Origin of the sequence: Mesoflavibacter profundi (assembly GCF_014764305.1) — a bacterium.
GTDB lineage: Bacteria > Bacteroidota > Bacteroidia > Flavobacteriales > Flavobacteriaceae > Mesoflavibacter > Mesoflavibacter profundi.
Genome location: NZ_CP061703.1, coordinates 138,319 through 159,440 on the forward strand (window position 1 = coordinate 138,319; position 21,122 = coordinate 159,440).

The 21,122-nt window shown below is 30.7% G+C and carries 19 protein-coding genes and 2 pseudogenes; 9 read left to right on the forward strand and 12 right to left on the reverse strand.

The features are described 5' to 3' along the window. Positions 1 to 7: 7 nt before the first annotated feature. Positions 8 to 1,135 (reverse strand): vWA domain-containing protein, encoded by a 1,128-nt coding sequence (locus IFB02_RS00675; protein WP_106689098.1) that lies wholly within the window; start codon positions 1,133 to 1,135, stop codon positions 8 to 10. 98 nt (positions 1,136 to 1,233) lie between these two features. Here IFB02_RS00675 and IFB02_RS00680 point away from each other — a divergent pair, with 98 nt between their 5' ends. The 4 genes from IFB02_RS00680 to IFB02_RS00695 all read left to right on the forward strand — a co-directional run bounded on the left by IFB02_RS00680 (position 1,234) and on the right by IFB02_RS00695 (position 6,525). After that, entirely contained in the window at positions 1,234 to 4,452 is a 3,219-nt protein-coding gene (locus tag IFB02_RS00680) for a WD40/YVTN/BNR-like repeat-containing protein (RefSeq protein WP_191072916.1), read from the forward strand. Positions 4,453 to 4,554: 102 nt separating this feature from the next. Continuing rightward, the gene (locus IFB02_RS00685) at positions 4,555 to 5,109 is read left to right on the forward strand and encodes a superoxide dismutase family protein (RefSeq protein WP_106689100.1); all 555 of its coding nucleotides are present in this window, start codon (positions 4,555 to 4,557) and stop codon (positions 5,107 to 5,109) included. 95 nt (positions 5,110 to 5,204) lie between these two features. Then, the gene (locus IFB02_RS00690; RefSeq protein WP_191072917.1) at positions 5,205 to 5,732 is read left to right on the forward strand and encodes an RNA polymerase sigma factor; all 528 of its coding nucleotides are present in this window, start codon (positions 5,205 to 5,207) and stop codon (positions 5,730 to 5,732) included. Position 5,733: 1 nt separating this feature from the next. Then, a complete protein-coding gene (locus IFB02_RS00695) occupies positions 5,734 to 6,525 on the forward strand; it encodes an anti-sigma factor (protein ID WP_191072918.1) in 792 nt (263 codons plus the stop codon). Positions 6,526 to 6,765: 240 nt separating this feature from the next. Here IFB02_RS00695 and IFB02_RS00700 read toward each other — a convergent pair whose 3' ends face one another. The 4 genes and pseudogenes from IFB02_RS00700 to IFB02_RS13925 all read right to left on the reverse strand — a co-directional run. Then, a complete protein-coding gene (locus IFB02_RS00700) occupies positions 6,766 to 8,988 on the reverse strand; it encodes a TonB-dependent receptor (protein ID WP_191072919.1) in 2,223 nt (740 codons plus the stop codon). A 31-nt stretch (positions 8,989 to 9,019) separates the two neighbouring features. Continuing rightward, entirely contained in the window at positions 9,020 to 10,303 is a 1,284-nt protein-coding gene (locus tag IFB02_RS00705) for a tetratricopeptide repeat protein (protein WP_191072920.1), read from the reverse strand. Between the two features lie 107 nt (positions 10,304 to 10,410). Further along, positions 10,411 to 11,349 (reverse strand): annotated as a pseudogene (locus IFB02_RS13920) (DUF4331 family protein). Between the two features lie 33 nt (positions 11,350 to 11,382). Further along, positions 11,383 to 11,655: pseudogene (locus IFB02_RS13925) on the reverse strand (DUF4331 family protein); the annotation flags it as partial. 155 nt (positions 11,656 to 11,810) lie between these two features. On the opposite strand from IFB02_RS13925, the gene IFB02_RS00720 reads away from it, so the two are divergent. Continuing rightward, positions 11,811 to 12,998: an LETM1-related biofilm-associated protein gene (locus IFB02_RS00720; protein WP_106689107.1), complete on the forward strand. Its 1,188-nt coding sequence runs from the start codon at positions 11,811 to 11,813 to the stop codon at positions 12,996 to 12,998. Here the strand turns inward: IFB02_RS00720 and IFB02_RS00725 are convergent, their stop codons facing one another. From IFB02_RS00725 to IFB02_RS00735, 3 genes are all read right to left on the reverse strand, one after another. Further along, complete coding sequence (locus tag IFB02_RS00725; RefSeq protein ID WP_106689108.1) at positions 12,999 to 13,754, reverse strand: LytR/AlgR family response regulator transcription factor; 756 nt, start codon at positions 13,752 to 13,754, stop codon at positions 12,999 to 13,001. It lies immediately after the preceding gene. A gap of 88 nt (positions 13,755 to 13,842) precedes the next feature. After that, positions 13,843 to 14,184: a 2TM domain-containing protein gene (locus tag IFB02_RS00730; RefSeq protein WP_106689228.1), complete on the reverse strand. Its 342-nt coding sequence runs from the start codon at positions 14,182 to 14,184 to the stop codon at positions 13,843 to 13,845. A gap of 20 nt (positions 14,185 to 14,204) precedes the next feature. Further along, positions 14,205 to 15,563 carry a histidine kinase gene (locus tag IFB02_RS00735; protein WP_106689109.1) on the reverse strand — a complete coding sequence of 453 codons (1,359 nt, stop codon included), beginning with the start codon at positions 15,561 to 15,563 and terminating at the stop codon, positions 14,205 to 14,207. 337 nt (positions 15,564 to 15,900) lie between these two features. Here IFB02_RS00735 and IFB02_RS00740 point away from each other — a divergent pair, with 337 nt between their 5' ends. From IFB02_RS00740 to IFB02_RS00750, 3 genes are read left to right on the forward strand one after another with little or no spacing between them, the layout of a single operon-like run. Beyond that, positions 15,901 to 16,395 carry an RNA polymerase sigma factor gene (locus IFB02_RS00740; protein ID WP_106689110.1) on the forward strand — a complete coding sequence of 165 codons (495 nt, stop codon included), beginning with the start codon at positions 15,901 to 15,903 and terminating at the stop codon, positions 16,393 to 16,395. A 2-nt stretch (positions 16,396 to 16,397) separates the two neighbouring features. Next, entirely contained in the window at positions 16,398 to 17,030 is a 633-nt protein-coding gene (locus IFB02_RS00745; RefSeq protein WP_106689111.1) for a hypothetical protein, read from the forward strand. A gap of 17 nt (positions 17,031 to 17,047) precedes the next feature. Beyond that, positions 17,048 to 17,443, forward strand: coding sequence for a lysozyme inhibitor LprI family protein (locus IFB02_RS00750; RefSeq protein ID WP_106689112.1), 396 nt, complete (start codon positions 17,048 to 17,050; stop codon positions 17,441 to 17,443). A gap of 16 nt (positions 17,444 to 17,459) precedes the next feature. Here IFB02_RS00750 and IFB02_RS00755 read toward each other — a convergent pair whose 3' ends face one another. Further along, positions 17,460 to 18,263, reverse strand: coding sequence for a lysophospholipid acyltransferase family protein (locus tag IFB02_RS00755; RefSeq protein WP_191072921.1), 804 nt, complete (start codon positions 18,261 to 18,263; stop codon positions 17,460 to 17,462). A 40-nt stretch (positions 18,264 to 18,303) separates the two neighbouring features. Further along, a complete protein-coding gene (locus IFB02_RS00760) occupies positions 18,304 to 18,951 on the reverse strand; it encodes an NUDIX hydrolase (protein ID WP_106689114.1) in 648 nt (215 codons plus the stop codon). A gap of 7 nt (positions 18,952 to 18,958) precedes the next feature. On the opposite strand from IFB02_RS00760, the gene IFB02_RS00765 reads away from it, so the two are divergent. Beyond that, entirely contained in the window at positions 18,959 to 19,666 is a 708-nt protein-coding gene (locus IFB02_RS00765; protein ID WP_106689229.1) for a peptidylprolyl isomerase, read from the forward strand. 2 nt (positions 19,667 to 19,668) lie between these two features. On the opposite strand, the gene IFB02_RS00770 is transcribed toward IFB02_RS00765, so the two are convergent. Together IFB02_RS00770 and IFB02_RS00775 are read right to left on the reverse strand one after the other, a co-directional pair. Continuing rightward, positions 19,669 to 20,271: a trimeric intracellular cation channel family protein gene (locus tag IFB02_RS00770; protein ID WP_106689115.1), complete on the reverse strand. Its 603-nt coding sequence runs from the start codon at positions 20,269 to 20,271 to the stop codon at positions 19,669 to 19,671. A 48-nt stretch (positions 20,272 to 20,319) separates the two neighbouring features. Further along, a complete protein-coding gene (locus IFB02_RS00775) occupies positions 20,320 to 21,066 on the reverse strand; it encodes an RDD family protein (protein ID WP_106689116.1) in 747 nt (248 codons plus the stop codon). Between the last annotated feature and the right edge of the window lie 56 nt (positions 21,067 to 21,122).

A 21,122-nucleotide genomic window follows, 5' to 3' on the forward strand; every position in this document is an offset into this window, starting at 1 on the left:
TTAGCTTTTATCTTCTAATTCTTTTTTTTCTGTTGGTTTCGTAATCCTCAAAAATCATTTCGCCCAAACCTTTTAAGCCTGTATAAAATGCTTTTCCTTGATTGGCTTGCGTAAACTCTCTTACAAATTGCATTAAATAACGGTCTTGAGCTATCATAAATGTAGTGATTGGGATATGTAATTTTCTGGCTTGTTGCGCCATAGCATAACACTTATTGGTAATGTATGGATTTAGTCCGTTACTATCTTTATAATAAGTCCCATCTGGTAAACGCAAGCAACTTGGTTTACCGTCTGTAATCATAAAAATTTGCTTATTTGTGTTTCGTTTTCGTCTTAATAAATCCATTGCTAATTGCAAACCAGCAACTGTATTTGTGTGATACGGACCAACATTTAAATATGGTAAATCTTTAATTTTTATTGGCCAAGCATCGTTACCAAAAACCAAAATATCTAAAGTATCTTTTGGGTATCTGGTAGTTATTAATTCGGCTAACGCCATAGCAACTTTTTTAGCTGGCGTGATTCGGTCTTCACCATACAAAATCATACTGTGACTAATGTCTATCATTAATACGGTACTCATTTGTGATTTATGGTTAGTTTCTTCTACAACCAAATCGTTTTCAGTAAGATTAAAATTACCAATACCATGATTGATTTGCGCATTTTTCAAACTTTCAGTAACCGAAACTTTATCCAAATTATCACCAAATTGGTATGCTCTAAAATCGCCAGTATGCTCGTCTCCTACTCCAATACTCTTGCTTTTGTGGTTTCCGCTACCACTCTTTTTAATATTCCCAAAAATTTGCTCTAAAGCAGATTGCCTAATAGCTCTTTCGGTTTTAGCAGTGATGGCGTTACCTTTTTTTCCGTCAGGTTTAATTTCTTCTCTTATGTAACCTTTCTTTTTAAGGTCTTCAATAAAATCGTCTATAGTATACTCTGCTGTGGTTAAGTTATACTCGTCATCAAGTTGTCTTAACCAATCTATAGCTTCATCAAAATCACCAGAAGTATGTGTAATTAACTCTTTAAAAATTTCAAAAAGTTTTTCGAAAGGTGTTTGCGAAGGTGCTTCGTAAGGTTTAAAAACAAAGCCTTTTCTATGTGTTTTTTCGTTTTTCATTGCACTATAAAAATACAATATTTTAAAATGAATTTAAACGCCTTAACAGCTTTTTAATATTTTGTTGTTTAACTTTATGCCTAACTAATTTTATTACAATGAAAAAACTTTCCCTTTTACTACTCTTAATGATTTCGTTATCAGGTTTTTCTCAAGAAATAAACTTGGATTTATTTAAAAATATGAAACCTAGAAATATTGGTCCTGGTGGAATGTCTGGTCGTGTAACTGCTATAGATGTTGTACATAAAAATCCAGATGTAATGTATGTTGGAACTGCTTCTGGTGGACTTTGGAAATCTACTTCTGGTGGCATAAATTGGGAACCTATTTTTGAAAAAGAAGCGACTGCATCTATTGGTGCTGTGGCTATACAACAATCAAATCCTAGCGTGATTTGGGTAGGAACTGGTGAAGGAAATCCTAGAAATAGTTTAAATGGCGGTTATGGAATTTACAAATCTTTAGACGCTGGAAAAACATGGCAACTTATGGGATTGGAAAAAACAAGACATATCCATCGCGTCATTGTAGATCCAACTAATCCTAACACGGTTTATGTTGGCGCTATTGGAAGTCCTTGGGGAGAACATCCAGAACGTGGTGTTTTTAAAACTACCGATGGTGGAAAAACATGGAACAAAATATTGTTTGCAAATAACAAAACTGGTGTTGCAGATTTAGTCATGGATCCATCAAATCCTAACAAATTAATTGCCGCGCTTTGGGAACATAAACGCGATCCTTGGTTCTTTAAATCTGGTGGCGAAGGTTCTGGCTTACACATTACCCATGATGGTGGAGAAACTTGGAAAAAAATAACCGATGAAGATGGTTTCCCTAAAGGCGAATTAGGTCGTATTGGTGTTGCGATTGCAAAAAATAAACCTAATGTTATTTATGCTTTAGTTGAAGCTAAAAAAAATGCGCTTTATAAAAGTGAAGATGGTGGTTTTAAGTGGAAAAAAATAAACGACAAATCTGATATTGGTAACCGACCTTTTTACTATTCTGAAATTTATGTAGATCCAGAAAATGAAAACCGTGTTTACTCTGTGTTTACTTATATAAACGTTTCTGAAGATGGCGGTAAAAATTTTAATCAATTAATGCCTGCTTATGGTGTAGATAATGGTGTACATCCTGATCATCATGCATGGTGGATTCATCCTAATAATGGTAATTTTATGATTGATGGAAATGATGGTGGACTTAATATTACCAAAGATGGCGGAAAAAATTGGCGCTTTATTGGCAATTTACCCGTGGCGCAATTTTATCATATTAATGTTGATAATGAGTTTCCTTATAACGTTTATGGCGGAATGCAAGATAATGGATCATGGCGCGGACCAGCTTATGTATGGAAAGCACAAGGTATTCGTAACAGTTATTGGCAAGAAATAAGTTTTGGAGATGGTTTTGATGTTATCCCTGATAGAGATAACTCACAATATGGATGGACCATGAGTCAACAAGGATATGTAAGTCGTTACGACTGGAAAACAGGTAATAATTATACCGTACAACCAACACATCCAGATAAAGATGTAAGACTTCGTTTTAATTGGAATGCTGCCATAAATATAGATCCTTTTGATAATAGCACGATTTATTTTGGTAGTCAGTTTGTACATAAATCCACAGACAAAGGTTTAACATGGGAAGTAATTTCGCCAGACCTAACCACTAATGATCCAGAAAAACTAAAACAACACGAAAGTGGTGGATTAACTATGGATGCAACAGGTGCAGAAAACCATTGTACAATATTAGTTATAGAACCGTCTCCTGTAGAAAAAGATGTATTTTGGGTTGGTACAGACGATGGTAAAGTGCATATCACACAAAACGGTGGTGAAACTTACAACGACGTATCTAATAACTTACCTGGTTTACCAAAAGGAAGTTGGATTGCACAGATAAAAGCAAGCGACAAAAATAAAGGTGAAGCATTGCTAGTAGCAAACGATTACAGACGTTTTAACTATACACCATATGCTTACAGAACAATAAACTACGGAAAAACTTGGCAACGTATTGTAGACCAAAATGATGTAAAAAGTTATGCGTTAGCAATAATTGAAGATTTAGAAGAACCAAACCTTATGTTTTTAGGAACAGACGATGGTTTATACATATCGATAGATGCAGGAAACCAATGGACAAAATGGACGAACAACTTCCCTACTACATCTGTAAAAGATTTGGTAATTCATCCTCGTGAGCATGATTTAATCATTGGTACTTTTGGTCGTGCTGCATGGGTTTTAGACGATATTAGACCGTTAAGAGCAATTGCAAAAAATAAAAACACACTAACAGAAACCATAACTTTATTTAATCCTCCAACTGCTTATCAAGCTGCTTACCAACAACCAACTGGAAGTCGTTTTGGTGCAGACGCGATGTTTAATGGTGAAAACCGTGGTAGCGGCGCACGTTTTAGCTACTTTATTAATCCAAAAGACTTTAAAAAGGAAGACACTAAAGACGAAGAAAACAATGATGAAGCTGAAGAAGATAGTCTAGAAACTGAAAATAAAACAGAGATCAAATGGGATTCAATTTCATTAAAAATCTATGACAACAACAAGCTAATTAGGACTTTAAAACAAAAAGCACCTAAAGAAAAAGGCTTACAAAAATGGACGTGGTATATGGATGAAAAAGGTGTAGATAGACCTTCGCGTTCAACAAGAAAAAGAAAAAGTGAACCTAGCGGAGTTGATGTTAAACCAGGCACTTATAAAGCTGTTTTAGAATACGGTGATCAAATTTCAGAAACAACAATTACGGTAAAATCTGATCCAAGATTAGAGGTTTCAACTGCACATATCAATGATATTTACAATACTTTAAAGCAATTAGAACACTTGCAACAAATTGCTGCAGACGCCACAAAACAACTTGTAGAAAATAAAGCTTTAGCCAAAAAATATAAAAACGAACTTACCGATTTAGATAAAGATAAATATGAAGAAGAAATAAAAGCATCTAAAGACATTATTAAAAAAATAGATGAAATTTTAGATATTTATCTTGGTAAGCAGGATAAAAGACAAGGTATTACAATGACCTTAGACGTAAGTGTGTCAGACAGGTTAAGTAAAGCTAGATGGTATGTTGGATCAAGAAAAACTGGAATTACAGATACTGAGAAAACCTTAATTTCTCACGTTAAAACAGATTTAAAAAACGCTTTAGAAAAAACAAACCTATTCTTTAACGATACTTTTAAACCTTATTATCAAACCATTCAAAAAATAAATATGACAAAACCTATAAATGAAATTAAGACCTTTTCAATAGATTAAATTCTTAAAGAAACCTTATTTAAAGAATTATTAACTAATGATATTTGCATAAACTTTAATATCTACTTAACTTTCATTTTCTAACCATAAACACTATAAATAATGAAAAAAATAAGCCTATTTATACTTACTCTTTCAATAGGAATTTTTGTAAGCTGTAAAGACGATAAAAAAACAGATACTAAAAAAACAGTAGCAGAAACCGCTAAGAAAGTAAAATTAAAATTAGAACCAAAAAGCGGTAGTAATGTATCTGGATCTGCTGTATTTACTGAAACTGATGGCGTTGTAGAGTTTACTGCTATGATAAGTGGTTTAGAGCCTGGTACGCACGCAATTCATATTCATGAAAAAGCAGATTGCTCTTCAGACGATGGAAAAAGTACTGGTGGACACTGGAATCCAACAGGATCTGATCACGGAAAATGGGGAAGCGATACAGGTTATCACAAAGGAGATATTGGTAATTTAACCGCAGATGAAAAAGGTCACGCTACTAAGACACTTAAAACAGACCAATGGTGTATTGGTTGCGGCGATCCAAATAAAGATATATTAGGTAAAGCTATAATTGTACACGCTGGTACAGACGATTTTACAACACAACCAACAGGAGCTGCTGGCGGACGCGTTAGTTGTGGTGGAATTATAGAATAGAATAACTTTTTAAAAGATTAAAAAAATCGCCTAACAGCGATTTTTTTTTGCTTTTATCCTTATATTTATAAGGCCTCAAAATTTAAATTAATTATATGCAATTAGACTATTTAGTTTCCCAATTTCAAAAGAAAGATGAAAAAGCTTTCGAAAAATTATACAACATGTATAATCAAAGCATGCACGGTGTTATTTTTAACATTGTTAGAGATCATGAAATAGCTGAAGAAATTATGCAAGATGTATTTATTAAAGCTTGGGAAAAAGCAGATACTTACAATGCAAGCAAAGGTCGGTTTTTTACGTGGTTACTAAATATATCGCGTAACGCAGCTATAGATAAAACAAGATCTAAAGCTTTTAAAAAGTCCGGACAAAACCTTAACTCGGATTATTTCGTAGATATATTGCACACTAAAGACAATTTAAACGATCAAACCGATGCAATAGGCATTAAAAAGTTTGTAGATAAATTAGCAGATAAGTGTATTAAAATAATCGAATTACTCTATTTTAAAGGGTTTACTCAAAAAGAAGCTTCTGAAGAGCTAAACATGCCAATAGGAACTATTAAAACCCGAAATAGAAATTGTATTAAAGAATTAAGAGACTCAGTATTATAATATGGATATAAATAGTTATATATCATCTGGAATTTTAGAGCTTTATGTAGCTGGACAACTTTCTGAAAAAGAAAATAAAGACGTCTACGATTTAATGCTAAAACATCCTGAAATTTTACAGGAAGTTTTACAAATAGAAGCTGCATTAATTAAACTATCAAATAGCCTTGCTCCAGATAGACCTATAGATTACGAATTAATAAAAAATCATTTAACCAATACTAATTCTAAAGTTGTTACATTAAATAAAACATCTAAATGGATTACATATTCTGGTTGGGCAGCTGCTGTAATTGTTGGTGCTGGATTATTTTGGACTTTAAACCAAAAACAACAGCTAGAAACAGATATTACAACAATAAATACTGAAAAAGAGTTTTTAGAAATTCAGATTGAAGAATCTAGAGATAAGTTAGCCGAAACTAAAAATCTACTTAACGTAATAAGAGATAGAAATATCATTAAAGTGCCTTTAGAAGGTCAAGCTGCTTTTCCTAATGCCTATGCAACAGTGTATTGGGACGAATCTAACGATCAAGTTTACCTAGATTTACAAGGCTTACCAGAGCCACCAGAAGGTAAGGTATACCAAGTATGGTCATTAATATTAGATCCACTAACGCCAACTAGTTTAGGTACAATAGACGACTTTTTACAAGACGACAACAAAATATTTAAATTAGAAAACGCTAATAAATCTCAAGCGTTTGGTATTACTTTAGAACCTGCTGGAGGAAGTGTATCTCCAACATTAGAACAACTATACACATTAGGAGCTTTAGCTGCTAACTAGAATAAATTAATTTATAAAATACGAAAAGCACTTCTAAATTAATAGAAGTGCTTTTTTTGTAAGAAGAAATGCCCAAAAGCATAATCTTTTAGACATTTCTAACAAACTAACAAAAAACAAACCTTACTTTTTCATAGCACAAAACTTACTTGTTAGTTTTAGTCATCAATTCCCTTAATATCGATAACTACTATACCTACGTAATTTTGAATAGTAAGGTTTTAAAATTTTATATTTTTTTTAAAAAGAATAACTTAACGTTGTTTTAAAGTTAAAAGGTGTTCCTGGAGTAAAGTGAATTTCTTCTACTGGCGCAATTTCATTTTGTAATCTAGACTCTGTTAAAAACTGAGTTTCTTTCCAGTCTGTATCAAATAAATTTTCAATAATAACACCAAGTTTCCAGTGTTTATTAAAATTATAGTTTAAGTTAAAATCGGTTACAAAATAACCTTCAGCAATTACGCTATTATCTTCGTTTGCTGGTCTATCGTCAACATATCTATAGTTAATTGCTCCAGAAAACTTATGAAAATCTTTAACCGATAATCCACCAACCAAAGTAAAATCTGGCGCTAATGGTATGTAATCTTCACCATTTTCAGCCTCAAGACTTCTTGCTTTTGTAAGCGTTGCATCTGTATTGAAATAGAAATAATCGTTTAACTGAAATCTTACGCCTAAATCTAATCCATAACGTTCAGATTTTCCGCTAGGCTCTACAATTCCGGCATCACCAACGTAAACAAATTCTTCTTCAGAAAACAAATACCACAACGTTGTATTAAGTACAATTTTTTGTGATGGTTTCCAGATATTTCCAAAATCTACACCATACGCTTTTGGTAAAGCTTTATCAACTTCGTTGTTTAAAACAATTCTAGCATCGTTGGAATGAAAACCTATTCCCGATTTTAAAAACCATTGTAAATTTTCGTTTTGATTAAACTGAAAATTAAGTTTTGGCAACACAGCAACTTCTGTATTTGTTTGCAAATCGTAAGTTTCACTTAATTTGTTATTATATTGAAAGTTGAAATACTCTAATCTTAAACCTGGAGTAATACTAAATCTTCCTAAGTCAATTTCAGTATTGACAAAAGCATTCATATTACGTTGATACACATCTCCTAATTGGATATAATCTAAAGTTGTTTTTCTATTTAAAGTGTGTGATAACTCGATATCTTTAATATCGTCAAAACGTAAACCTAATCCAGCAGTATAATTAACGTCAAAATTATCATAGTTTACTGCTTTTCTAAATTGAGTATTTAACCCAAAAATATCACGATTTTCCTTTTGTTTGATTTGATCACCGTTTACAGGATCTTCTAAAAAGAAGGTGAAGTTTGAATATAATTCAAAATTATATTTAGAGTAAAATACATTGCTTTGCATAGCAATATCATTGTCTAAAATGGTACTAAATTGTACATTGGCGTTACTTCTACTGGTGTAACCGCCTTCTGTATCGTCTATAGCTCCAAAGTTGGAAATGTTGCCATTATTAACTTCTCTAACTGGAATTTGACCTGATGCGTCCCATTTACTTGTAAAATGACTAACTGTAAATCCTATTTTTGAATTATCGTTTAGATACGCATTGTACTTACCCATAAGGTTAAGTCGGTCAAAATTTTGAGGTGATTCAAAAGGTCCATCAGTTTCTATATATTCTAAAGCTACATAAGCATTTTGTGATGCTTTTTTATCTAATAGATTGAATAATCCTAAGGTACGTAAGGTATTAAATTGTCCTGCTGTAAAACTAATAGTACTATTTTCTAAGCTGATTTTCGTTTTAAAGTCTACAAAACCAGCTGTATTAAAATCACCATGATCTGAGTAATACGGACCTTTACCAAAGTTAATTTTCTCAATAGTTTCTGGTATTAAGAAGTGTAAGTCACTATAACCTTGTCCATGAGCGTGAGATACCATATTTACTGGCATACCATCTACACTTAAAGCTACATCTGTACCATGATCTATATCAAAACCGCGTAAAAACAATTGTTCTGCTTTTCCGCCACCAGCATGTTGACCAATGATTAATCCTGGAACTTTTCTTAAAATTTCTTGAGAAGAATTTATTGGATTAGTTTCTAAATCTATTTGTACTATACTATTTAAAACATCGGTTGGTTGTGATAATACCAACTCGTCTAACATAAATGCTTTAGGTTTTAAGTCAATAATTAGATTATTAAGTATATCTTGAGTTAAAGTAATCTCTTGTTTTTCGTAACCTAAAAGTCCAACTAATAGTATATCGCCAACGTTAGTGTTACTAATTTCAAATTGACCTAACTGATTTGAATGCGAATGACTTTTTGAGGTTTGATTATATACGTAAGCATTTTCTACGGGTTGATTATTGCTTACTACTGTTCCTTTAATTTGTGCAGATAAGGATGTAGTTATCCCTATCATTACAAAAAGTAATAATATTTTTTTCATGTTTTTTGTTGTTAGTTTGTTTGTTTTTGACTTAAAGTAGCGACACCTGTTTTGTGGTTACTGGTCCAAGCTCGTAACTACTTTCTAGCAATTCATTTTTAAGATTTGCTACTTTTTGTTGTTGTCCGTTTGCTTTATAGATTTTTGCCATATGGAAAAGCGCTTCTGGTTCAAAAGTTTTGTTAGCCACAAAAGTATCAATAATTTCTAGAGCTTTTTCCTTTTTACCTGTGTTAAAATAGCTCCAAGCCAATAAATCGTAAGACATTGGTGTTGGTCTATTTTGCACTTCAATTTTTGCTAATTGTACAGCTTTTTCGTTATTACTGTCTGCCAATAACTTAGATGTGTACACATTATACATATCACCGTAATTTGGATTATTAACCTCATCTAGATATGTTTTTAAGTGCATATTTTTTTGTTCATCAAGACCTTCAAATTCTGCTAATTCTGCTTTAAACAAATGGTAATCTGGTGATTGATGATGTGCTTCTATCCTATCTAAAATACGCTTTGCTTCTTTTGGATTTTTCTCGTGTGCGTAAACAATCCAAGCAATTCCTTTTTTTGCATAAGCATCATCAGGATTTAATTGTAAGGCTTTTAAATAATTGTTATAAGATTTTTCTATTTGACCGTCGTGACCATAAAAATCGGCTAGATTGGTATAAGTCCATTGTTTAATTTCAGCCAATTGAGATGATTCTGCAATTGTCTGTGCTCTTTCTAAATATTTTATTGCCGAAGCTAAATCGCCTTTATGATCACTCCATTTTGATAATCTGATTAGATAACCAAAATCACTTAAATCTTTAACTTTGGTTAAGTAGTCTTTTGCTTCGGTATAATTACCAAGTTCTAAATGTACATCAAAAAGCATTTTTTGAGTGCCTTTAAGGTTTTCTCCATTGGTTTTTGCTTTTTCAAGTACGTCTAAAGCTTCTTTAAATTTATGTTGCGAGATGTAATTTCTTGCCAAACTACGTAAGTAACCAGCATTGTTATATTTAGTAATTGTATTTAATTTCACTAAGTTTTCTTCAGCTTTTTTTAAATAATCAATGTTTCCAGTCGCTGCAAATAGTTTACTTTCTGCGCTAGCAATTTTAGCTAAATATGGATATTGATTTGGGGTATTTTTAAGCTTAGTTTTCCAGAAATTATAATCGGCTTCTATCTTTTTAAGCGATGTATTTTCTGGATTTGAAAGATAGATATCGTAATCTGAAGTTTGCGTGATTTTGTTTTGCGTGTCTTTACAACTACTTGTTAAAAGTACTGTTAATAATAACAATATAATATTAGTTTTCATAGTTTTTTGTTGTTTGTTGTTTGTTGTTTGTTGTTTGTTGTTTGTGTTCTTACAATAAAGAAGAAAAACTAAGGAGTATTTTGGGTTATACTCCTTAGTTAGTTAGATTACCAAGGAGATGCTAGGTAAGGAAATGTAGATAAAAATTCTTTATCATTAGCATCTACATTGTCATTAGAAAGTGTTGGGTTTTCTGTACCATCTTCACCTCCAAAAATAAGTAGTAGTTCTACCGAAATAACATCGTCTGCTAAAGCACGACCAGTTAATACATTTGTACCATCAAAGAAAGTAGTTGTTCCGTCTAAAGATACATTTAAAACATCTGTAGCTAATAGACCTGTAAAAGTTGGAGCATCTAAACCTAATGCATTTTGATCACCAGGATTTGCATATGCTGGACTTAAACCTGTTAAGTTAGTTTCAAACATAGATTGGTAATTTGCACCTTGTTGTGATGGTATAGTTGTGTTAAACATATCTTTTGAAGAAGAAGACACAAATACTGTATTTACAGCTGGTCTACCCATTTGATCTGTTTGTCCATAAGTTCCAGAAAAATCTGGTTCTTGATTGTATTGATTATTGTCTTGCATCATTGCATCGTCATCGCTAGAACAACTTACAAATGCTAATGCTACAAAAGCTACACTTAAAATTTTATTTATAGTTTTCATTTTTATTTGTCTTTATGGTTAATATTATAGTTTAGTTTTTGCTTCTACCCAAGTATTGATTGTTCCTGTTCCTCCAATTGTAGATTTAGGAACTTCAATTACAACAGATAACACGTTAGATCCTGCAAAAGTGTCTGATCCTGGATTATTAAAACCAGAAGCGTTACCAGCGATAATCTCTCCGTATTGAGCAAAATCCATAAAGAAAGGATCGTCTCTTGGTCCTGCAAACGCACTAATGTTACCGTTAGTAGCAATAATTGCTTCTTCTCCATAAGGAGTAATGTCTACAACAGTTTGTGTTGCACTAGCACCAATCATACTGTTTAATCCTGTACTAGATGGAACAAATGGTCCAAAAAAGTACATTTTACCATCTCTAGGAATGGCTTGAATAACAAGATCTTCTACATTGTCTCCTGTATTATCGATATTAAATTCGATTAATACATTTTCATCAAAAGCAGCGTCTGCTGTGTTTGCTGGACTTAAAAGTCCTTGAAGATTTGCTGCAAATACTAAATTATTAGTATTGCTTCCCTGAAAGGCATAAAAGTCTGTAATATCACTTGATGTACCTTGTACTGCTGGCGCATCTATGTGATCTGCAGAAAGTAAAAAGTAACCAGAGATTGCTACTAAACTTACACTTAATAAAAGTTTGAAATTTTTCATAGTCTGAGATTTTTGTTAATTATTATTTTTGGTTCTCAATCTTACCTACGCAGTTTTTTAACATAAGGTTTTATTAAAATTTTGTTAAAATGAAAATGAAGCCTAAATATGCCGGTAATACTATATCTTTATCAAAAATTTTGAACTAGAAAAAAATGAACCCATCGGCTACAGGTTGGATTAAAAAATTGATTAAGGTTTTAAACCCAAGTCAAACACTTGCTAACACCAGTATAGACAACTACTACGAAGCATTTAGAAATTGTGGTTTTATATACGGAAGCAATGTAGAAATTGTAGCAAAACTTATAGAAAATAAAGACTTTGAAACAGAAGAAATCTGTAAAATAAATCTAATTATTGCGTTGTTAATTGTACATGAAAATAGTACAAGTAAAAACGATTTTTTTACAGATGTAAACCAGTTTTACAATACTTTAAACGAAAAAAAAACATCGTTTATTGAAATACTTTTAGGTAGCGGAAGTAAAGAAGACAAAGTTGAACGCTTAATTAATAAACGCGTACAAATAGATGATAATTTACTTAACAAAAGCTTTAATTACTTTATAACTAATGCACTTTTATTTATAGATGTATTAGCGTTTAAAAATTATTTAAACGATTTAAAAATTACAGACGACTTCTTAAAAAATCACGAAATTATTATAGAAAGTATTGTAATTAACACGTTAAACTCTAAACAAAACAAAACAGATTACGATAAAAATTTAATTGATTTATTTGAACAATCTGCAAGATACGAACACGAAAAAGTACTTAGCTTTGACGATGCTATGTCTAAAATTGAAACCGAAATCTTTGCCCGATATTGTTTAGATCTTGCTGCTATGGCAACATGGACAGACGCTACTTTAGATAAAAGTGAAGCTAACTTTTTAGCACAACTTGGTAAGCAATTAAACTTAAACGAATTGCATGTAAATCAAGCCGAAAATAGTATTGCAGAGTTTTATGTAAAATATAAAGAAGATGTCCCTTTATTAGGCTCTAAAAACATAGTAAAAACATTTTATGACAACTCGTCTAATTTTGTTTTAAAACTAATAAGAAGAAACGGAAAACGATTAACTAAAGAGCTTACAGAAAGTAAAGAATTAGTTTTACTCTTATCACAATCTACCATTAGAGAATTAAATAAAGAGGAACAAAAAAAAGTACAAGAACAACTGTTGGATATTTTTAAATCTATACCAAGTCTAGCTATATTTTTATTACCTGGCGGCGCATTACTTTTACCATTAGTTGTAAAGTTTATACCTAAACTACTTCCAAGTGCTTTTGACGATAATCGTATTGAAGATGAAGAAAAAAAGGAATAGTTAACTTAACCATTCCTTAAAATCTTTAACGCGTTCTCTAGCTACAATAACTTCGCTTTCATTGTAGGTTTTTAACTTTATTTGTAACCTAGAGTTGGTATAACTTATAATATCTTTAATAGCTTCTATATTGACGTAAAACTTTCTGTTCACTCTAAAGAATTGCGTTGGATCTATTTCGTCTTCTAATGCCTCTAAAGAGTGTTCTAACAAATAACTACGATTATCTGTTGTGTGTAAATATGTTCCTTTGTTTTCGCTATAAAAACATTCAATTTCGTCTGTATTAATTAATTTAATATGCTGACCTACTTTTATTGAAAAGCGTTTTTTATAAGTTCTATCTATTGGGTTAACTAATAGTTTTTTTATGTCTTCAAAATCTATAGATAGATTTGTTTTTTGTGGTAAACGCGATTTATACTTTTGTACGGCTTGCTCTAAATCTTCAACATCAATTGGTTTAAGTAAATAGTCAATACTGTTTAATTTAAAAGCTTGCAAAGCATACTCGTCATAAGCGGTGGTAAAAATTATAGCCGAGTTAATTTCTATAGTTTCAAAAATTTCAAACGACAAACCATCACTTAATTGTATGTCTAAAAATATTAAATCTGGATGTACATTATTATTAAACCAATCTATAGATTCTTCAACAGAATGTAAAAGTGTTTCTGCTTCTACATCTAAATTAGATAACATACGTTGCAATCGTCTTGCAGATGGTTTTTCATCTTCTATAATTATAACTTTCATTTGTATTGTTTTTGATGGTTGTTTGATGATTGGCTACAGAAGCAATAAACTGCTTACTGCTTACTACTTATCACTTACTGAAAACTAACTATTCCCACATAGATTCTTCTTTATCCATAAACTCTTTAATTTTTCTTTGTTCCCAATCTTTTCCGAAGAACACTCTAGGTCCAAATACACCAAGAAAATGAAATAATAAACCTACGCCCCAAAATAATGGTGTAGATAATGTACCAAAGTGCCATAAAGGTCCGCCATTTAATACTATTACTAAAATAATCAACACATTAATTACGATGTAAACTGCTAAGTGCCAATAAAATCCTATTATTTTTTTTACTTTTTCTTTAGCTCTATAATAGGCTTCTTCTTTTAAAAACTCTTGTTTTGAAAAGTTATCATTGTATGGTTGTATATCTGTGTTTTTCATAATTTTTAATGTTTTGGTGATTAATTCCAACGGTTTTCTTGTTCTTCTTCTCTAATAAATTGTTCTATTTTACGCTTTTCCCAATTGCGTCCAAATTTGCCATTATTTACAAATACTCTAAAGGCTTGTACGGTTAGACCAAATCCCCAACCAAACATCGGGAACCAAAACCATTGGATTGTAAATGGAGTAAATTTGTACCATATAAATATTAAACTAGGAATGACTACGCAATAGGCTGCTAGACTAAAATAAAATCCTTTTAATTCTTCTACATGTTGTCTTGCACGTGTATAACTATCGTGCATTTTTGATTGTGTTAATTGTGTTTGTCTCATAACTGATATTTGTTTTGTTAGCATAGGTATTGCTACTGCAAAACTGTTTGCTTTTTGATTGATGATTACTTTTTTGCTTGTTAATAACTGGTAACGTTGTCTAATATTTGCTAATCCTACACCACTACTCTTTTTTAAAATTTGTTTAGGTTGAAGATTGTTTTCTACAACTAGATTACCATTAGTTTCATAAATTTTTATGTGTAACGGTTTGCTACTTGTTACTACATTGTGTTTTACTGCGTTTTCTAATAATAGTTGTAATGATAATGGTACAACTTTACTTTCTGGATTATTGGCTTGTTCTGGTATTTCAAAAACTATACTGTCTTCAAACCTGTTTTTTAATAAAGACATGTAAGTTCTTGCAAATTTTAACTCTTCATCTACAGTTACTAATTCTTTATTTTTTTGCTCTAAAACATAGCGATATACTTTTGATAAACTAGTTGTAAATTGTTGTGCTTTGTCTGGATTTTCTTCAATTAAACTGGTTAATACATTTAAGCTATTAAATAAAAAATGTGGATCTAATTGATTTTTTAAAGCATCAAACTTCGCACTTGCTGTTCCTGCTATTACTTTTTGCTCTTTTACCTTAGTATCTTGCTTAGATTTTATATAGTAAATCGTATAAAAAATAGCTGTTATAACTACAGATATGGTTAAAGACATCCAATAAAACACCATTTTTTCGTTTTGAAAAAATAAAGATGTGTTTTGATTAAAACCATATACGATTATTAAAAATCTTAGTAAAAAAATAGTGATTAATGATATACAAATTGAAGATATTAATGCTACTAAAAGGTGATTAAGCTTAAATAAATCTTGCTTGTATTTACCCAACATATAGCTTACAAAATAAGCGTTAGCCAAGTATAAACACACGGTAAACAATTGATTATAAAAAAACTCTAAAGCCAATGCTTTATCAAAAGCTACAGTTGTATTATTGGCAAGCATAAAAATACCTCTTACCATAAAAATTAATACACCTATAGAAAAGGCTTTAGCTATTTCTTTTAAAAATTTAAGCATTTTAAATTCTATTTAATTACACATTAAATTACTTACTAACTTACAGTCTACATTTTGATTAAAGGTAGTAAAATGTTTATGTTTACTTGCCTTAAAACTCTTTGTATTATTAGTTGTAATTGTATTTGTAAACATAATTATTAATATTAAAATTAATTTAAACATGATAGTTGGTTTTAATTACAAGGCAAATATCTATCAAGAGTTTAAGTTTTTAAAAAGTGAAATACCGAACTGTTATTTTTTTAAGATGAATTGTAACAGGATAAAAAAAATCTCAAATTTGTGTAACAAATCAATTATTGCAGCTACATATAAAGTAACTAACTAAATTATATTGGATAAACCATCAGAACATAAATTTGTCGAGCTTTTAGAGCAACATCAAAATATTGTGCATAAAGTATGTAGACTTTACACAAATAATTATGATGCGCATAATGATTTGTTTCAAGAAATAACAATTCAATTATGGAAAGCGTTCCCAAAATTTAGAGGCGACAGTAAGTTTACAACTTGGATGTATCGCGTAGGACTTAATACAGCTATAACATTGTACCGTAAGTCTAAACGTAAAATACAAACACAAGAGTTTGATGCCGTACAATTTAAAATTAGTGCAGAAGAATATGATAGTACAGAAGAAGAACAATTAAAACTAATGTATCAAGCTGTACACCAATTAAATGATATTGAAAAGGCACTTGTTTTTTTGTATCTGGAAGATAAAAATTACAAGGAAATTAGCGACACTTTAGGTATAAGCGAAGTTAATGCAAGAGTGAAAATGAATAGAGTAAAAACTAAGCTTAAAACTATTTTAAATCCGTAACTATGGATGAATTAGAATTATTAAAGAAAGATTGGCAGAAAAGTAATACTGCTTTCGAAAAAAAATCGGCTGGAGATTTATATTGTATGTTACATAAAAAATCTTCTAATATTGTAAAAACACTATTCTATATTAGTATAGCCGAACTTATTTTTTGGGTACTTATAAATACATTACCTATGGTAATGTCTGATAATTATAAGCAAAAACTTGACAGTATGTATGAAGATAGTTTGTTTATTGGCATTACAATTTTTACCTACGTAGTAATTGTAGCTTTTGTATATCTGTTATTTAAATCGTACAAAAGCATATCTGTTACAGATAATGCAAAAACGTTAATGAAAAACATACTTAAAACCAGAAAAGTAGTTAAATACTATGTGGTTTATAACCTAATAATGGTATGTTTATCAATGATTTTTGCCTTTAGTTATACCACAACTCACGATCCAGAACTTGTTGCGCAACTACAGCATTTTACAACTAAGCAATACGCAGTAATGATTACTAGTTTTGTAATTGCTACACTAATTTTTGCATTGGTAATTTGGTTATTTTACAAGCTACTTTACGGTATCTTATTAAAACGATTGAATAGAAATTATAAAGAACTTAAAAAGATAGAAGTTTAGTTTCTTAGAAATTTAAAATGAAATTATTTATTACCGCCATCTTGTTTTTTACCTCATTTTTTAGTGTCTCACAAACACAACAAGAAATGAACATTACTGCTAAACAAGCGTATATAGAAGCAGATAAAACACTTAACAATGTATACCAAAATATTTTAACTGAATATAAAACAGATACAGCGTTTATTGAAAAACTTAAAATATCTCAAAGACTTTGGATACAATTTAGAGATGCAGAATTAGACATGAAATTTCCTAAGGAAAATAAAGGCTATAACTACGGTAGCGTCTACCCAATGTGTGTATCCTATTATTTAAAATCTTTAACAGAACAAAGAACACAAACCTTAAAGGAATGGCTTACTGGTATAGAAGAAGGTGATGTTTGTAAGGGTTCGGTTAAATTAAAATAGCTTTATTAAAAAAGACTTAACTTAAAAACTCTCTTTGTTTATTTAACTCTTCTTGAGCTAATAATTCTTCTTCAGGAATTACCTTTAAAAATGAAGGATGTTGCTCTATAGCGTATTCGATTTTTTCAACAATATCTGCAATAGATTCATTTTCATAATCTATTTGTAAAGTCTCTTTAATTTCAAAAGTTTGATAGACGTTTTTCTTCTTAATCCTTAATCCTTTTTTATCAAAACTTCTTCTAAAACCGTCAATTACTATAGGAACAACTACAGGTTTATACTGTTTGATAATATGAGCAGTTCCTTTTCTAATAGGCTTAAAAGGTGTTGTTGTACCTTGCGGAAATGTTACAACCCAACCATCGTCTAATGCTTTTTTAATGTTGGTTATGTCGCTCATTTTAACTTGTCTGTTTACATTTTGACCTTTACTTCTCCATGTACGTTCTATACTAATAGATCCTGTATAGGCAAATATTTTAGGAATTAATCCAGACTTCATGGTTTCTTTTGCTGCAACATAATACATGTTTAATTTAGGATTCCATAAGTAACCTACATTTTTAATGTTGTCTTGTCTGTTAGACAATGCGGCATTAAATACATGAAACATTGCAATTACATCTGCAAAATATGTTTGATGATTAGAAATAAATAAAACGTTAGTATCAGGTATTTGTCTAATAATTTCTGAACCTTCAATCTGTAATTCGTTAAAGCCTCTATAACGTCTATGCGTTAAAAGACCTAAGATTCTAATTAGCCATTTTTTTATAAAAAGTATATGTCCAAAAGGATTTTTTTTAAATAATCCCATAGTGTTTTAGTTTTTTTGAGGTTACAAATATAACAAAACATTAAAGTTTTAACGTTTGTTTTAACAAGTCTTTGACTTCGGCTAGCATCATAGCTGTTGCGCCCCAAACTAAATGATTATTTAATAAATATGCAGGTACCTCTACCTCAACACCATAACTGGTTTTTACAACTTTATTAGTAAGATTAGAATCGTCTAACAAATCGGCTAGATAAACTTCTAGTACATCTTCTACTTCTGTTTCTTGTTTAATAAATTTTGGTGTTTGCTTTGCTATACCTAAATATGGTTGTACTATAAAATTACTTGGCGGAATGTATACTTGCGATAATTCTTTATAAACTTCTATGACATTAGGTGAAACGCCAACTTCTTCATGGGTTTCTCTTAAAGCTGTTTGCAAAAGATTTTGATCTTCGTGTTCTACTTTTCCTCCAGGAAAACCTACTTGTGCCGAGTGTACACCTTTATAAGTTTTACGCAATATTAAAACCAGCTTTGTAAGTTGCTTAATATCTGGATAAAACAATGCCATTACAGCACTTTGTCTGGCGTTTTTTATGTTATCTTTTTGTTGCTTAATTAATTTATCACGATATGGTGGCGCCATTTTAAACTGAGAAGCTTCGGCTGGTAGTGGGATATTTTTTATTTTTGGCAATGCTATGATAAATTCATTAAAATTCATTTTAAAAATGCGCCTATTAATTTTACTTAGTTGTTTTGTTTTTTTATTTAATTGTGAAGATAAGCAATCTAAGACTAAAAGTAACACCTTAAAGACTACTCAAGTAAAAGATTCTATTAAAAAAGAGGTTGATAGTGTAAAAAAAGATACAGTATCTAAGAGGAAATATCCTTTTTTAACCGAAGAAAATGCGATGGACTTTTTCTTAGAATATGAAAAAGAAAATCCTGAAAATAAAGTTAGAATTACAACAGATAAAGGCGATATTGATATTTTACTTTACGACAAAACTAAGTTTCATCGTGCTAATTTTATTTATCTAACAAAGATTGGTGCTTTTGACGATACTCAATTTCATCGTGTGGTTAAAAATTTTATTATTCAAGGAGGAAATACCGACGATGCTAAAGTAGCTAAACGACGAAGAGATATTGGGCATTATTTATTACCAACAGATACTAAAAGAGGATTTACACACCATCGTGGCGTTATATCTATGCCTAGTAGCGATATTGACAATCCGCATAAATTAGCATCTCCTTTCGAGTTTTTTATTACCCAACAAGACGCGTTTCATTTAGATGGTAATTACACCATATTTGGAGAAGTAATCTCTGGTTTAGATGTTGTAGATCAAATAAATGCTGTGCCAGTAGATGAAGCCGATTGGCCACTACATAACGTTTATATTAAAACAGTTCGCATTTTAGAATAAAGTTAATCTTTATACAAACTAGGTAAGCTAATTTTAAATCTAACTGCAACCAGCCTAACTATTATAACGACTAGTCCAGAAATGACAAACACAAAGTTTGTGATTAAAGGTAATTGACTGACTGTAAAATAAGTGATTCCTCCTAAAATACACGCTGTTGCATAGACTTCTTTTCTAAAAATAACAGGAATTTCGTTACATAAAATATCTCTAATTACACCACCAAAACAAGCACTCATCGTGCCTAAAAAAATACAAATTACGGGATGTAAATCGGCAGAAATTCCTTTTTCAATTCCTAAAACTGTATAAAGTCCAATCCCTATGGTATCAAATAAAAACAAAGATTTTCTTAAATAATCTATCTTATCTCTAAAGATTACAGCAAAAACAGTAGAGCCAAAAATTAGGTAAGCGTAATTCATGTCTTTCATCCAACTAACAGGCGTTTCTCCTATTAAAACATCTCTTAACGTTCCTCCACCAACAGCTGTTACAAAAGCAATAATTAATATACCAAAAGCATCCATACGCTTATTTAATGCGACAAGTACACCAGAAATAGCAAATGCAATTGTACCTAATATATCGATGATGTAAAACATTAAAAACTATTTTAAGATTGTGAAGATATTTATAGCAATTTGTTAAGATTACATGTTTTGTGTGTAGTAATTATAATCTTTTATCACAGTTGATATAAATTGAATATCATTACTCTCTAACTGATTTTTTATCCCCATTACCTCTATTACTTTTTCTCTTAGTTTAATTAAAGTTGCATAATCTTTAGATTTTTTAGCAGTTAAAAAAGTGTCTTTAATTATTCTAACGTCGTTATCTGATAATCTAATAACATTTGGATAGGTTGGTATGTAATCGGTATCTAATTCTTCTAAAATTGTATGGCTAATATTCACCTTGTTTTTTAATGCTATAACACCAGTTCCTGCAGTCATATCTCCAATTCTTTGGTTTTTATCACTGCTTATAATTGCTATTAACCCAATTATTCCAGATAATAAATTAAGATCTACAATCCTAAAAAACCAGCGTACTACAAAATCTGGTAAGGCTGCTTGATAACCATCTATTTTTACTACTTTAATTTTCATTACACGTTTTCCTGGTGTTTGTCCATCAAGCAATGCTTCAAAAATTAAAGAATAAAATATAGCCGGCAAGTAAAAAAAGACTACAACTGCCATAACAGACCATTGGTCCATGTCTTTTGCCCAAGATTCAAAATTAAAAGCTTTAAAAAGCAATTGGTACACAACAATAGCATAGGCTATTTTTATTACCCAATCTATTAAATATGCAAGTAAGCGTTCTCCTACACTTGCAGCTTCAAAGTTTATATTAACGTTTTGGGTTGTATTTATAGATATATTGACCATAAAGATATACCAAATGTAATCATTTTTTTATCGCTTAAAAGTAGTTTTAAAATAAA

Excerpts from the sequence above, each read along its gene's own strand:
- IFB02_RS00675 (WP_106689098.1), bottom strand. The coding sequence starts at position 1,135 with ATGAAAAACGAAAAAACACATAGAAAAGGCTTTGTTTTTAAACCTTAC.
- IFB02_RS00680 (WP_191072916.1), top strand. The coding sequence starts at position 1,234 with ATGAAAAAACTTTCCCTTTTACTACTCTTAATGATTTCGTTATCAGGT.
- IFB02_RS00685 (WP_106689100.1), top strand. The coding sequence starts at position 4,555 with ATGAAAAAAATAAGCCTATTTATACTTACTCTTTCAATAGGAATTTTT.
- IFB02_RS00690 (WP_191072917.1), top strand. The coding sequence starts at position 5,205 with ATGCAATTAGACTATTTAGTTTCCCAATTTCAAAAGAAAGATGAAAAA.
- IFB02_RS00695 (WP_191072918.1), top strand. The coding sequence starts at position 5,734 with ATGGATATAAATAGTTATATATCATCTGGAATTTTAGAGCTTTATGTA.
- IFB02_RS00700 (WP_191072919.1), bottom strand. The coding sequence starts at position 8,988 with ATGAAAAAAATATTATTACTTTTTGTAATGATAGGGATAACTACATCC.
- IFB02_RS00705 (WP_191072920.1), bottom strand. The coding sequence starts at position 10,303 with ATGAAAACTAATATTATATTGTTATTATTAACAGTACTTTTAACAAGT.
- IFB02_RS00720 (WP_106689107.1), top strand. The coding sequence starts at position 11,811 with ATGAACCCATCGGCTACAGGTTGGATTAAAAAATTGATTAAGGTTTTA.
- IFB02_RS00725 (WP_106689108.1), bottom strand. The coding sequence starts at position 13,754 with ATGAAAGTTATAATTATAGAAGATGAAAAACCATCTGCAAGACGATTG.
- IFB02_RS00730 (WP_106689228.1), bottom strand. The coding sequence starts at position 14,184 with ATGAAAAACACAGATATACAACCATACAATGATAACTTTTCAAAACAA.
- IFB02_RS00735 (WP_106689109.1), bottom strand. The coding sequence starts at position 15,563 with ATGCTTAAATTTTTAAAAGAAATAGCTAAAGCCTTTTCTATAGGTGTA.
- IFB02_RS00745 (WP_106689111.1), top strand. The coding sequence starts at position 16,398 with ATGGATGAATTAGAATTATTAAAGAAAGATTGGCAGAAAAGTAATACT.
- IFB02_RS00750 (WP_106689112.1), top strand. The coding sequence starts at position 17,048 with ATGAAATTATTTATTACCGCCATCTTGTTTTTTACCTCATTTTTTAGT.
- IFB02_RS00755 (WP_191072921.1), bottom strand. The coding sequence starts at position 18,263 with ATGGGATTATTTAAAAAAAATCCTTTTGGACATATACTTTTTATAAAA.
- IFB02_RS00760 (WP_106689114.1), bottom strand. The coding sequence starts at position 18,951 with ATGAATTTTAATGAATTTATCATAGCATTGCCAAAAATAAAAAATATC.
- IFB02_RS00765 (WP_106689229.1), top strand. The coding sequence starts at position 18,959 with ATGCGCCTATTAATTTTACTTAGTTGTTTTGTTTTTTTATTTAATTGT.
- IFB02_RS00770 (WP_106689115.1), bottom strand. The coding sequence starts at position 20,271 with ATGTTTTACATCATCGATATATTAGGTACAATTGCATTTGCTATTTCT.
- IFB02_RS00775 (WP_106689116.1), bottom strand. The coding sequence starts at position 21,066 with ATGGTCAATATATCTATAAATACAACCCAAAACGTTAATATAAACTTT.